The organism is Corynebacterium guaraldiae (assembly GCF_053480195.1).
The window spans coordinates 80,354-92,891 of sequence record NZ_JBRBAU010000010.1 but is presented as its reverse complement, the minus strand read 5'-3'; the positions used below and the strand labels follow the sequence as shown (position 1 = coordinate 92,891).

Here is a 12,538-nt window from a genome sequence, read left to right as displayed (position 1 = left end):
ACTATCTGGTCAGTTTAGGAGAGCCCCACCCTCATGAGCCACGTCCACACCGGCGGAGACAACCCCGACAAGATTGCACTCTACGGCCTTACCTTTGATGATGTCCTGCTGCTTCCGGCAGAATCCAACGTCGTTCCCTCCGAGGTGGATACCTCGGCGCAGTTTACGCGCAACATTCGCCTCGGCGTGCCCCTGGCTTCCGCCGCGATGGACACGGTGACCGAGGCCCGCATGGCCATCGGCATGGCGCGCCAGGGCGGCATCGGTGTCCTGCACCGCAACCTGTCAGTTGAGGATCAGGCCCAGCAGGTAGAGATTGTCAAGCGCTCCGAGTCCGGCATGGTGACCGACCCGGTCACGGCTTCCCCGGAGATGACCATCGATGAAGTCGATACGCTGTGCGCGCGGTTCCGGATTTCGGGCCTGCCGGTCGTCGATAAGCAGGGCACCCTCGTGGGTATCTGCACCAACCGTGACATGCGCTTCGAGCCGGATTTCTCCCGCAAGGTCTCGGAGATTATGACGCCCATGCCGCTCGTCGTGGCCAAGGAGGGCGTCAGCAAGGAGGAGGCGCTGGAGCTGCTGTCCGCCAACAAGGTGGAGAAGCTGCCCATCGTCAACGATGAGAACAAGCTCGTCGGCCTCATCACCGTCAAGGACTTTGTCAAGACTGAGCAGTTCCCCAACGCCTCCAAGGATGCTTCCGGGCGCCTGCTCGTGGCGGCGGGCATCGGTACCGGTGAGGAGTCCTACCAGCGCGCAGGCCAGCTTGTCGACGCCGGCGTGGACGTCCTCGTCGTCGACTCCGCCCACGCCCACAACAACCGCGTGCTGGAGATGGTCTCCCGCGTGCAGAAGGACTTCGGCGACCGTGTTGACGTCGTCGGCGGCAACCTGGCCACTCGTGCTGCGGCGCGCGACATGATTGAGGCTGGTGCCGACGCCATCAAGGTTGGCATTGGCCCGGGCTCCATCTGTACCACGCGCGTGGTGGCGGGCGTGGGTGCCCCGCAGATCACCGCCATCATGGAGGCCGCTGCGGTGGCCGGCCCGGCGGGCGTTCCGGTTATTGGTGACGGCGGTATGCAGTACTCCGGTGACATTGCCAAGGCGCTGGCCGCCGGTGCGGATGCCGTCATGCTGGGCTCCATGCTGGCTGGCACCACGGAATCGCCGGGCGACATCGTGGTGGTCCAGGGCAAGCAGTACAAGCGCTACCGCGGCATGGGCTCCATGGGCGCCATGCAGGGCCGCGGTCTGACAGGGGAGAAGCGCTCCTACTCCAAGGACCGTTACTTCCAGGCTGACGTCAAGAGCGAGGACAAGCTGGTGCCAGAAGGCGTGGAGGGCCGCGTGCCGTTCCGCGGTGACATTGATGCCATTGTTCACCAGATTGTCGGCGGCCTGCGCGCCTCCATGGGCTACACCGGCTCCGCCACCCTGGCCGAGCTCAAGACCAAGCAGTTTGTCCAGATCACCGCTGCGGGCCTCAAGGAGTCTCACCCGCACCACCTTCAGCAGATCGTCGAAGCTCCGAACTACCGCTAAGGACTAATCATGCGCGATTACGTAGAAATCGGCGTGGGCCGTGAGGCTCGCCGCACCTATGACTTGAACCAGATCTCCCTGGTGCCGACTCGCCGCACCCGTTCCTCCAAGGACGTGGACACCTCGTGGCACATCGATGCCTATACCTTCGAGGTCCCGTTTGTCTCGGCGCCGACCGATGCGCTGGCCACCCCCGAGTTTGTTATCGAGATGGGCAAGCAGGGCGGCCTGGGCGTTATCAACGCGGAAGGCCTGTGGGGCCGCCACGAGGATTTGGAGGGCGCGATTGCCCGCGTGACGGAGAACTTCGGTGACCTGTCGACGCTGCAGGAGCTGCACGCAGCGCCCCTGAACGAGGAGTTGCTGGCCGAGCGCATCGCGCAGGTGCGCGATTCCGGCGTGACCGTGGCCGTGCGTGTCTCCCCGCAGCACGCCCGCGAGCTGGCGCCGGTCGTCATCAAAGCCGGCGCGGAGCTGCTGTTCATCCACGGCACCCTGATTTCCGCCGAGCACGTGCAGACCGGTGGCGAGCCGCTCAACTTGAAGGAGTTCATCGGTTCGCTGGATACCCCGGTGATTGCCGGCGGCGTGGCGGATTACACCACTGCGCTGCACCTCATGCGCGCGGGCGCGGCTGGCATCATCGTCGGCTCCGGTGTGAACACCAACCCGGAGACCGTCGGCATTGATATCCCCATGGCGACGACCATCGCGGATGTTGCGGCCGCACGCCGCGATTACCTGGATGAGACTGGGGGCCGCTACGTGCACGTGCTTGCCGACGGCGACATCTTCACCTCTGCAGACATCGCCAAGGCCATTGCTTGTGGTGCCGATGGTGTCGTTCTGGGTCCGGTCCTGGCCCGCGCGGCGGAGGCAGGCGGCAAGGGCTGGTACTGGCCGTCCACGGCCGGCCACCCGCGTTTCCCGCGCGGCATCATCGAGCCGGTTGGCGTGGCCGATGCCCTCTTGGGCACCGGCACTTCCGGCGTTGACGCTTCTGGCACCGCCGAGGACGCTTCAGCGACCTCCCTTGAAGTCGTGCTCCACGGCCCGTCCAACGAGCCGCTGGGTGAGCTCAACCTGGTCGGTGGGCTCAAGCGCGCTATGGCCAAGTGCGGCTACACGGACCTGAAGTCCTTCCAGAAGGTGGGCTTGGCCGTTCGCTAGCCCGCCCGTTGTAACGCTGCTCCGCTCAACAAAGCTCGGGGCGGAGTTTATGTCACCGCTCCAGTGGCCATGGCGCTGGCCTCAGTGGCCGTAGCGTTAGAGTCGCTGGCGCGCGGTTTCGGGCGGCCACGGCAGCCGGGGCTTCTTTAGGCGGCGTGGGCGCAGCGCTACCTTGCGGAATACCACGCGCCCGCGCGCCGGCACCATGGTTTGCAACACCGAGGCCACCACAACCAGGCCGATAGCCGCCAGCTTAAGCTGGGAGGCATTCTGGGAGAGCAGGAGCCAGCCAAAGAGTGCGGCGAAGACAGGTTCCAGGGCGATGAGGATGGAAAAGAGGTTGGGGGCGAGCCTGCGCAGCGCAATGAACTCCAACGAATAGGGGATGAGCGAGGCCAGCACGCCCGTGCCTAGGGCGAGCATTAGGAGGGTTGGGTCGCTGGCCAAAGCCACCGCGCCGCGCCCTCCGACAGGCAGGAGCACCAGGCCACCGATGAGGAAGGCCACGGCCAAACCATCCTGCCCGCTAAAGAGAGCGCCCGCCTTCTTGCTGGCCAAGATATAGGCGGCCCACATCGCACCCGCGCACAGCAAGAAGAAGACCCCTCGCAGGTCGAGGGGGTCTCCGTTGAAGGAGTCCAACCCCAGCAGGCCCATGCCGATGAGGGCGAGGGCGACGCAGGTGGCGTCGCGAAGCGAGCGGGAGAGGCACGCCGCCAGCAGCAGCGGGCCGAGAAACTCGATGGTGACCGCCGGGCCCAGCGCAACGAGCTCGATGCCGGCATAGAAAAAGCCATTCATCAGGCCCAGCGTGAGGCCGAAAATGGTGGCGGAGATCCACTTCTCGCGGCTCCACTCGCGCACGCGCGGGCGCGCGATGAGGAACAGAATCACAGCGGCGAAGAGCAAACGCAGCGAGGCGGTGCCCCAGGGCCCGCCGGTGGGGAAAATCTGGATGGCGAGGCTGGCTCCGAGCTGGAGGGAAACGCACGAGCCGATGACGCACAGAACGGCAAACGGATTGGTCATGCAGACCATTGTGGGGTGGGAAGAACTGTTAGTCTATCTACAGTTTTTAACACGTACCCGTTAGGGATTCTGTCATGTTGGACCTGCACCGCCTCCGCATTCTCTACGAGCTGCAACGCCTCGGCACCGTCACTGCTGGCGGAATCGCTGCGCTATACGCACTCGGCCATCTCTCAACAATTGGCGCAGTGTGAGAAGGACGTCGGCGTGGCGCTCTATGAAAAGGCCGGCCGGCGCGTGCGTTTGACGGAGCAGGGAGAAATCCTGGCCTCCTACGCGGAGCGAATGCTCGCGTTGGCGGATGAGGCGGAGTCGCAGGTCATCGCTTCAACCAACGCGGTGCGGGGCACGATTAAGGTCACGACCTTTCAAACGATTATGTCCTCGCTGGTCCCGCGGGCGCTCACGGAGCTGGCCAGGGAGTACCCAGACCTGCGCGTGCAGATCATCCAGCGCGAAGCCGATGGCGCGATGGAGCTGCTGGCGCGCCGGGAGGTGGACCTCATCTTGGGTGAGGAGTACGAGTCGGACATGCCCGCCACGGATGAGCACACCCACCGGGAGCTGCTTCTCGACGACCCCCTCCGCCTCATCACCCCACTCACCGGACCCTGGAGCGAGTTGCGCTTAGAGGATTTTGCAGCGCATGACGAGGAAATCCCCTTTGCCATGGACCCGGAGGAGTTTTTATTGGGGCGGTTCGTCCACCGGCTGTGCCGCAGGCATGGCTTTAACCCCAGCGTGCTCTATGAAACCCCGGACCCCTTTCTACATGCGCACCTGGTGCGCACCGGACACGCGGTGGCGGTGATCTCGGACCTTTTCCTCGACGAGATCGAGGGCGTGCGCGTGGTTTCCTTGCCTGGTAATCCCACCCGCACGCTCTACACTGCGGTGCGCGCCGGGCGCGAGGGACACCCAGCCTTGCGGGCGTTTCGGGCCGCGTTGAGCAAGGCGGCTGCCACCGCTAAAGGTTTTGGGCCACTCCCTGCGGTCTAGGGTGTGGGTTCTTGCGTTAAACTGATGACCGTGACTAACCCAAATACAACCCCGCGTCCTGTCCTCGTGGTGGATTTTGGCGCCCAGTACGCGCAGCTCATCGCCCGGCGCGTGCGTGAGGCCAACATCTACTCCGAGGTTGTCCCCAATTCCGCCTCCGTGGAGGACATCAAGGCCAAGAACCCGGCCGCGCTGATCCTCTCCGGTGGCCCGTCCTCCGTGTACGCGGACGGAGCCCCCGCATTGAAGCCGGAGCTGCTCGAGCTCGGCATCCCGGTCTTTGGTATCTGCTACGGCTTCCAGTCCATGACTCAAGCCCTGGGCGGCACCGTGGCCTCCACGGGTGCCCGCGAGTACGGCCGCACGGACATGACCGTGTCCGGCGGTGTGCTCCACAAGGGCCTCGAGGACACGCACAAGGTGTGGATGTCCCACGGCGATTCGGTTTCTGAAGCCCCGGAGGGCTTTGAGGTCACCGCCTCTTCCGAGGGCGCTCCCGTGGCCGCCTTCGAGTGCCTGTCCAAGAAGATGGCCGGCGTGCAGTACCACCCGGAAGTTCTCCACTCGCCGCACGGCCAAGAGGTGCTCACGCGCTTCCTGACGGAGGTAGCAGGCCTGGAACAGAACTGGACCGCTGAGAACATCGCGGAGCAGCTCATCAACGATGTGCGCGAGCAGATCGGCGAGGAAGGCCGCGCAATCTGCGGCCTGTCCGGCGGCGTGGATTCCGCCGTGGCAGCAGCCCTCGTGCAGCGCGCAATCGGTGACCGCTTGACCTGTGTCTTCGTCGACCACGGCCTGCTTCGCGCGGGTGAGCGTGAACAGGTGGAGAAGGACTTCGTGGCGTCGACTGGCGCCAAGCTCATCACCGCTGATGAGCGCGAGGCTTTCCTTTCCAAGCTGGCCGGTGTGACCGAGCCGGAGGCCAAGCGTAAGGCCATCGGTGCGGAGTTCATCCGCTCCTTCGAGCGTGCCGTCGACCAGGCGCTGGACGGCCAGGACGCCGCCTTCCTGGTGCAGGGCACGCTGTACCCGGACGTCGTGGAGTCCGGTGGCGGTGACGGTACCGCGAACATTAAGTCTCACCACAACGTGGGCGGCCTGCCTGACGACGTCGAGTTCGAGCTCGTCGAGCCACTGCGCTTGCTCTTCAAGGATGAGGTGCGCGCGGTTGGCCGTGAGTTGGGCCTGCCGGAGGAAATCGTGGCGCGCCAGCCTTTCCCGGGCCCGGGCCTGGGTATCCGCATCATTGGCGAGGTCACCGAGGAGCGCCTTGAGACGCTGCGCCAGGCGGACCTCATCGCGCGTACCGAGCTGACCAACGCCGGCCTGGATGGCGAGATTTGGCAGTGCCCGGTGGTGCTGCTTGCCGACGTCCGCTCCGTCGGCGTCCAGGGCGATGGCCGCACCTACGGCCACCCGATCGTCCTGCGCCCGGTCTCCTCCGAGGACGCCATGACCGCGGACTGGACGCGCCTGCCCTATGACGTGCTGGAGAAGATTTCTACCCGCATCACCAACGAGGTCAAGGAAGTTAACCGAGTAGTGCTCGACGTGACGTCGAAGCCGCCGGGAACCATCGAGTGGGAGTAAAGCGAAGCAAACTCCCAGACGCTGCGTAGCGCGGCCGTGCCTTGAATTAACAGGGCGCGGTCGCGCTCCCGTTTTCGGCCCCTGGTACCAAGCCCGCGTGGTTTGTAGTTGGCACCGTCTTTGTCGCCACGAGCTCCGACCGAGGCACGGAGTAGAGCGTTTGTGTTGCCTCGTTGCTGTACAGCTCCGCGAATCGGGCGAGAGCTCTGGCATACCTCTTTAACGCGCGCGCGAGTAGCCGCACGCCGAGCGACAATTCTCAGCGAGCGGCTGGTGAAAGCGGCTGTTTGTTGCTAAGGCGTCGCAGGCCGGTGAGCCGGCGTCCTACGACCCATCGATCCGGTTGATCCGGAGACCGGTTGGACTTCGACCTGGGGACTCGGGCGACGATTCACGGGCTGGTTGAACTCATGAACTCGGTGGCGGGTCCGGAGGTTCGCCGGAGTTATGCGGCGGCGCCCCAGGGCTGGAGCCGTCAGCCGGACCGGAACGCGGATCAGGCGGGCCGGATGTTGGCGGATATGAGGATGCGCGAGCAGTGCCTGGTGCTCGCCCCGGCGCGGAACGCGGCGGGTGGGCGGGGCTTTCGATGGGAATCGGCGGGCCGGCCCACGGCGGCAGGTAGTGCACGCGGCCATCAATGCGGTCGAGGTGCCCGCGGCCGGTGGGCTTTTCCGGGTCATCGTCATTGACCGCGTTGTGATACGCGCACAGCGGCACCATATTGGCCATGTTCGTCGGCCCGCCATCTTGGAAGCGGGTGAGGTGATGAATCTGCGAGTCGTCGGCAGGCGCGTTGCACCCGGGCCAGGCACATGTCGGGTGCTCTGCAGACAGCGCGAGGCGCTGCTTTAAGTTGGCAAAGCGGCTCGCCATGTAGAGGTTCACGGGGCCGTGGTGAGGATGGACGAGGGTGATGAGGCCGACGTCGGCAAGCTTTTCGCGCACGAACTCCGCACCCGTCATCGTGGCCCCATTGGTCAGCTGCAGCTCAATCTCCTCACCATCGCCATCCACGATGCGGTCCAGCTCATCCAAGCGCACGATGACGTTGGACTGCAGCTTCTGGCCGGAGCCACCCCCGCCGCGGAACACGGTATGCGCCGCAGTGAGCAAGTCCTTGTCGGTGGTCTTCAACACGGCCAGCAGCTTCGAGATGTTGAGCGAGGAATCCGTAATACTCAGCGTGTGGTTGCGGCCCGCGCGCCGCGTCACCCGCACGCCTGGGGCAGGGTCCTTCGGCGGGCGCCACTCTTTGAGCTTGGCCTTCGCCACCATGGGGATTTTCTCCCGCGGGGTGGCAGCCAGCAGTTGGCGCAACTCCCACGCCTTGCGGGCCTTGAGCTTGGAGCAGTAGCGCTCGATATCGAGGAGCGTGAACACGTCGTGGCCCGTGCGGCGCGCTTTGCGCTGCCGGGAGCGGAACATCGTGTCCCCGAAATACACCGCGTGCAGCCCCAGGAGCTTCTCCGCGAAATCCGGCCGCGCACCCATCTCAATTAGCTGCGCGCGCGTGACACCGGCGCATTGCTCGACCACGTCGAGCCCGCGCGCTAGTGCTTGAATGTAACCCCCCAGTTGCATAGCTCACAGCCTAAACCAGGTTGGGGAACCTCGCTACTTGAGCGCAGAAATCGCAGCGCAGAGCTTATCGACGTCCCCCTCTTCCGTCGACCACGCCGTACAAAAACGCACCACGCGCAGGCCTTCGTGTTCTTCGAAGAACTGGCACACGAAGTCCTGCGCGAGCTTCTCTTCCTGTTCGCGTGTCAACAGCGCGAATTGCTGGTTGGTGGGGGAGTCGAAGAGCATGTCGATGCCTGTGGTGCGGAATGCCTCGGCGATGCGCTGGGCTTGGGCATTGGCGCGGGCGCAGATCTGCTCGTAAAGGGTCGTTGCAGCCGTGCCGGGGAGCGCATCGGCGGATTCAGGAGTGGGGGTACTGAAGAGGGCGGCGAATTGCGCGCCGAGCAGCCAGCCCTTAGCCAGCAGGCCGCCGTTTTGCTTCATGGCGTTGCGAAAGCGCGGCGCGCCCGCGGGGAAGACGATGGCCTCGCCGAAGAGGGCGCCGCATTTGGTGCCGCCGACGGTGAAGACGTCGACAAGCGCGGCCAAGTCCGGCGGGGTGACATCCGCAGCGGACAGGCCGTAGCCGAGGCGGGCGCCGTCGACAAACAGGCCCAACTCGTACTCGTCGCAGACCTCGCGCAGGGCCACGAGTTCGGCGCGGGAGTAGGCGGTGCCGAACTCGGTAGGCTGTGTGATGTAGACCAGTGCGGGCTCCGGCATGTGCTCTTCCACCCCGGAGGCGCGGTATTCCTCCATGCACGCGCGAACCTGCGCGGCGGTGATCTTTCCCAGCTGGTTCGGCAGCGTGATGACCTTGTGCCCGGTGTGCTCGATGGCGCCCGTCTCATGGGTGGCGATGTGCCCGCTATCCGCCGCGATAACGCCTTCCCAGGGGCGCAGGCGGTGGGCGATGATGGTGGCGTTGGCCTGCGTTCCACCGACCATGAAGTGCACTTCGGCGTTCGGCGCCTGGCAGGCAGTGCGGATGCGCTCAGCGGCCGTGGCACACAGCTCGTCGGCGCCATAGCCGGTATAAGCCCCGCCCGCCCCTGCGATGGCATCAAGGACGCGGGGGTGGGCGGAGCGATGGTAGTCGTTGCCGAAGTGAATCATGGGTGGCCAGTTTAGCCGGTGACGGTGACTTCGCCGATGCCTGCGTCGATGTGAATGTTCAGCAGCGCGTCAGGGTCCTGGCGTTCGGTGCAGTTGCTCTCACCCAGGCCGTCATCACAGGTCAGCGCGACGGGGATGTCCTTCGGGAGGATGACCTCGACGGCGCCGATGCCGGCGTCGACGGTGACGTCGTGCTTGGTTGTGAGGTCGTGGAGCTGGCTGAAGTCCACCGTCGATTCGCCGATGCCCAGGTCGTAGTAGTCCTCGAGCTCATCTTCATGGGTGGGCGCGATGTCTTGCTCACCGACGTTGAAGCGGGCGCTGAAGCCGGACTCGTCGGCCTCGGAGACGAAGGTGACTCCAAGGAAGGCAATCGTCAGGGCAGCCCCCACAGCGCCGAGGGCAATCGCGGCCTCAGCCCACTGCGAACCGCGCTTCTTTTTCGGTTCTTCCCGCGGGCCCGGCTCCGGCAGGTTCCAGGCATCGGGCACTACGCCGAGTGGATCCCAGGACGGCGGGGTCCTGCGGCCTGATGGGAAAGGGTGGCCGTCCGCCGGGGTATAAGCATTGAGGTTGACAGGTTCCTCGCGCACCGGCTGCTCGGCGGCCAGCAGTCCGCTAGGCGGTAGCGGCTCGCGTTGGTGAAGGGCGTACCAGGCCAGCGCCAGCAGGCCGAAGGTCAGCGTAGCGGGCGGAAGGCCGGCGAGGAATTGCCCGCTGAGGAACAGTGGGCCGGAGCTAAACGTCAGAAGGACGCCGACAATTAGGATCCAACCGAGCTCTTGCTCCTCCTTGACGCCATCCTTGCCCAAGGCCGCATCGAGCGGGCAGTAGGGCGAGCCGTAGCGCGGCATGAGCGCCCACGCGGCGAGGTAGGCGGCGATGCCCCCGCCGAAAGCGAGTGCTGCGACCACGAAGGCCACGCGCACAATCGTCGGATCGAGCTGGTAGCGCACCGCGATGCCTTCGCAGACACCGGCGAGCTGGGCGTCGCCACCCTGCTTCTTGGGAAGGCGGACGGGGCGGGTTGTCCACATCTGGTTGAAAGTGCTGTTCTTCGTCATACTTTTATGGTGCCGCGCGGGGCTTCGCGGCGGTATCGGTAATCGCCCTGATTTTTAGACCTCAGGGTTGTCCCCGATGTGCCTGAGGGGCGGTGCGTGGGACTATGTCTAGTATGACTTCGCCCTATGTCCCCGCCGAGAACGCGGCGCCCTATCCCGTGATGTCGCGCCCCCAGTCCGGCCGCGTGGTGGCCGGCGTGGCGGCGGGACTGGCGCAGAATCTGGGGGTTTCGGCGCTGTCCGTGCGCATCGCCTTGACCGCGTTGACCCTGCTGGGCGGGGTGGGGGCGATGGCCTATGCCGGGCTGTGGATCTTCACGCCTGCGCTTGACGACGCCCCCTCCGCCCGCCGCAGCCCCCTCTCCCTCGTGCTGGTGTTCCTGGCGCTGGCGGGTAGTGCGGTGGGTGTGTTGGGGGTTTCGGGGGCGTCGCTAAGCGCGGCGGTGCCGTTGGCGGTGGTGGCCATCGGCGCGGTGTTGGCGTGGTTGGCCTATGACCGCGGCCTGAACACGCCGGTGGGGCTGGTTGCCGTGGCAGCCGGTGCCGTCCTGGTCATCGGTGGCGTCGTAGTGGCGGCGGTGACGTGGGAAAGCGGATCGGGTTCAGCGATCCTGGCCACCGCTCTGACACTGGTGGGCTTTGGCGCGCTGGTGGTGCCGCTGGTGCTCAAGCTGTGGCGTTCGCTATCGCAGGAGCAGGCGGCCAAGGCGGTCTCGGAGGAGCGCGCCGAGATTGCCGCCCGCCTGCACGATTCGGTACTGCAGACGCTGGCGCTGATTCAGAAGCGGGCGGGGGATTCGCGTGAGGTGACGCGTTTGGCGCGCGCCCAAGAACGCGAGCTGCGCGCCTGGCTTTTCGACGCCCCCTCCGCCGCCCCCACCACCTGCTTCGGAGCCCTCGAAGCGGCGTGCGGGGAGGTGGAAGACCTCTTCGACATGCGGGTATCCGCTGTGACGGTGGGTGAGGATGCGGAGCTGACGGAGGCCGCGAAGCTGCTTATTCAGGCGGCGCGCGAGGCTATGGTCAATGCCGGCAAGCACGCGGGCGTGGACGTGGTGGATGTCTACGCGGAGTTGTTAGCGGGCGAGCTGAGTATCTTCGTGCGTGACCGCGGGGTGGGTTTCGACGTGGATCGCATTCCCGCTGATAGGCACGGGATTCGTGACAGTATTCGCGCGCGCGTAGAGGGAACTGGTGGGCGCGTGCGGATTTCCTCGACCCCGGGGGAGGGCACCGAGGTGGAGCTGGCGGTAGCGTTATGAGCATGGTGAAGGTCTTTTTGGTTGATGATCACTCCGTCTTTCGCGCGGGCGTGCGTGCCGAGTTGGCGGCGGCCCCGGAGATTGAGATTGTGGGCGATGCTGGCACTGTTGCGGAGGCGTTGGAGGGCATTGCGCGTACCTCCCCGGACGTGGTGCTTCTTGATGTCCATATGCCCGACGGCGGCGGCCTCGCCGTTATTAACGGGACGGTAGACCAACCGACGCGGCCGGTGTTCTTGGCGCTGAGCGTGTCGGATGCGGCGGAGGATGTGATTGCGCTGATTCGGGCGGGCGCGCGCGGCTACGTGACGAAGAACATTTCCGGCCCGGATTTGGCGCGCGCGGTCCTGCAGGTCAACAGCGGGGATGCGTATTTCTCGCCGCGCCTAGCAGGCTTTGTCCTCGACGCTTTTGCCTCCGGTTCGCCCGCACCGGAGCCGGAGGAGGGGCAAGACCCAGCGGTGGATGCGCTCACGCGCCGCGAGCTGGAGGTCTTGCGGTTGCTCGCGCGCGGCTACACGTACCGTGAGATTGGCAAGCAGTTGTTCATCTCGGTGAAGACGGTGGAAACGCACGCTTCCAATATTTTGCGCAAGACCCAGCAATCCAACCGCCATCAGCTCACGCGCTGGGCCACCTCGCGCGACCTGGCCTAGACAGCCTGGCCTAGGCGGGCCGGCAAGGCGCCGGCGCGGTCGGCCCAGCACACATCAGGCGGAGATGGTTGGGTTTAGACAGGGGGCGCGTAGGCGAGCTTGCGGGAGCCGTCGACGTGGGGAAAGAGCAGGAAGGCCGCGCCCGCGACGAGCGCCCACACCAGCGCGCTGCCCCAGGCAGGTAGTGCGAGGAGCGGGGAGAGCATAACCATCAACCACAGCACCATGAGGGGAATAAGCTGCGCGGCGTTGGGCAGCATGGTGACGTTGTGGCGCTGGGCATAATCGCGCAGGTCCGCGCGGTAGGGGTGCAGGAATACGAGCGCGCAGGCGGCGATGAGGAGAAGCAGGCTGAGCCCCATGGCGAGCCCGAAGTGGATGCGGCTGGTGCCTGCCGCCACGGCGGCACCAGCCAGCAGCGAGGCGCCGAGGCGTACCCACGGCGGGGTGGGGATTGGGGTGGTGTGCGCGCGGAGGGGATTCATGGCGCCTAACGCTACCAGCGCAATTGCGCGTGTCCGGGGAGAGGTTCATA

The 12,538-nt window shown here is 65.6% G+C and carries 11 protein-coding genes; 6 read left to right on the top strand and 5 right to left on the bottom strand.

Annotated elements, in window-relative coordinates:
* The first annotated feature begins 33 nt into the window (after positions 1–33).
* Entirely contained in the window at positions 34–1,548 is a 1,515-nt protein-coding gene (gene guaB / locus ACUY3D_RS09215) for an IMP dehydrogenase (protein ID WP_239249280.1), read from the top strand.
* 9 nt (positions 1,549–1,557) lie between these two features.
* A complete protein-coding gene (locus tag ACUY3D_RS09210; RefSeq protein WP_269948409.1) occupies positions 1,558–2,718 on the top strand; it encodes a GuaB3 family IMP dehydrogenase-related protein in 1,161 nt (386 codons plus the stop codon).
* A 96-nt stretch (positions 2,719–2,814) separates the two neighbouring features.
* On the opposite strand, the gene ACUY3D_RS09205 is transcribed toward ACUY3D_RS09210, so the two are convergent.
* On the bottom strand, positions 2,815–3,747 hold the full coding sequence (locus ACUY3D_RS09205; RefSeq protein WP_230307878.1) for an EamA family transporter: 933 nt from the start codon (positions 3,745–3,747) through the stop codon (positions 2,815–2,817).
* A 207-nt stretch (positions 3,748–3,954) separates the two neighbouring features.
* On the opposite strand from ACUY3D_RS09205, the gene ACUY3D_RS09200 reads away from it, so the two are divergent.
* A complete protein-coding gene (locus tag ACUY3D_RS09200; protein WP_269948408.1) occupies positions 3,955–4,746 on the top strand; it encodes a LysR substrate-binding domain-containing protein in 792 nt (263 codons plus the stop codon).
* 24 nt (positions 4,747–4,770) lie between these two features.
* Entirely contained in the window at positions 4,771–6,339 is a 1,569-nt protein-coding gene (guaA, locus tag ACUY3D_RS09195; RefSeq protein WP_269948407.1) for a glutamine-hydrolyzing GMP synthase, read from the top strand.
* A 408-nt stretch (positions 6,340–6,747) separates the two neighbouring features.
* Here the strand turns inward: guaA and ACUY3D_RS09190 are convergent, their stop codons facing one another.
* From ACUY3D_RS09190 to ACUY3D_RS09180, 3 genes are read right to left on the bottom strand one after another with little or no spacing between them, the layout of a single operon-like run.
* Complete coding sequence (locus ACUY3D_RS09190) at positions 6,748–7,923, bottom strand: HNH endonuclease signature motif containing protein (protein WP_448240935.1); 1,176 nt, start codon at positions 7,921–7,923, stop codon at positions 6,748–6,750.
* Positions 7,924–7,956: 33 nt separating this feature from the next.
* Positions 7,957–9,021 carry a threonine aldolase family protein gene (locus tag ACUY3D_RS09185; protein WP_070530736.1) on the bottom strand — a complete coding sequence of 355 codons (1,065 nt, stop codon included), beginning with the start codon at positions 9,019–9,021 and terminating at the stop codon, positions 7,957–7,959.
* A gap of 11 nt (positions 9,022–9,032) precedes the next feature.
* The gene (locus tag ACUY3D_RS09180; protein ID WP_070530734.1) at positions 9,033–10,085 is read right to left on the bottom strand and encodes a PspC domain-containing protein; all 1,053 of its coding nucleotides are present in this window, start codon (positions 10,083–10,085) and stop codon (positions 9,033–9,035) included.
* A 113-nt stretch (positions 10,086–10,198) separates the two neighbouring features.
* Here ACUY3D_RS09180 and ACUY3D_RS09175 point away from each other — a divergent pair, with 113 nt between their 5' ends.
* Both ACUY3D_RS09175 and ACUY3D_RS09170 read left to right on the top strand, forming a co-directional pair.
* The gene (locus ACUY3D_RS09175; protein ID WP_448240952.1) at positions 10,199–11,347 is read left to right on the top strand and encodes an ATP-binding protein; all 1,149 of its coding nucleotides are present in this window, start codon (positions 10,199–10,201) and stop codon (positions 11,345–11,347) included.
* Positions 11,348–11,349: 2 nt separating this feature from the next.
* Positions 11,350–12,003 carry a LuxR C-terminal-related transcriptional regulator gene (locus tag ACUY3D_RS09170; protein WP_269948404.1) on the top strand — a complete coding sequence of 218 codons (654 nt, stop codon included), beginning with the start codon at positions 11,350–11,352 and terminating at the stop codon, positions 12,001–12,003.
* A gap of 74 nt (positions 12,004–12,077) precedes the next feature.
* Here ACUY3D_RS09170 and ACUY3D_RS09165 read toward each other — a convergent pair whose 3' ends face one another.
* The gene (locus ACUY3D_RS09165; RefSeq protein WP_269948403.1) at positions 12,078–12,488 is read right to left on the bottom strand and encodes a hypothetical protein; all 411 of its coding nucleotides are present in this window, start codon (positions 12,486–12,488) and stop codon (positions 12,078–12,080) included.
* Positions 12,489–12,538 lie beyond the last annotated feature (50 nt).

Coding starts and splice junctions, on each gene's coding strand:
- ACUY3D_RS09210 (WP_269948409.1), top strand. CDS start 1,558: ATGCGCGATTACGTAGAAATCGGCGTGGGCCGTGAGGCTCGCCGCACC.
- ACUY3D_RS09180 (WP_070530734.1), bottom strand. CDS start 10,085: ATGACGAAGAACAGCACTTTCAACCAGATGTGGACAACCCGCCCCGTC.
- ACUY3D_RS09175 (WP_448240952.1), top strand. CDS start 10,199: ATGACTTCGCCCTATGTCCCCGCCGAGAACGCGGCGCCCTATCCCGTG.
- ACUY3D_RS09205 (WP_230307878.1), bottom strand. CDS start 3,747: ATGACCAATCCGTTTGCCGTTCTGTGCGTCATCGGCTCGTGCGTTTCC.
- ACUY3D_RS09170 (WP_269948404.1), top strand. CDS start 11,350: ATGGTGAAGGTCTTTTTGGTTGATGATCACTCCGTCTTTCGCGCGGGC.
- guaA (WP_269948407.1), top strand. CDS start 4,771: ATGACCGTGACTAACCCAAATACAACCCCGCGTCCTGTCCTCGTGGTG.
- ACUY3D_RS09185 (WP_070530736.1), bottom strand. CDS start 9,021: ATGATTCACTTCGGCAACGACTACCATCGCTCCGCCCACCCCCGCGTC.
- ACUY3D_RS09190 (WP_448240935.1), bottom strand. CDS start 7,923: ATGCAACTGGGGGGTTACATTCAAGCACTAGCGCGCGGGCTCGACGTG.
- guaB (WP_239249280.1), top strand. CDS start 34: ATGAGCCACGTCCACACCGGCGGAGACAACCCCGACAAGATTGCACTC.
- ACUY3D_RS09165 (WP_269948403.1), bottom strand. CDS start 12,488: ATGAATCCCCTCCGCGCGCACACCACCCCAATCCCCACCCCGCCGTGG.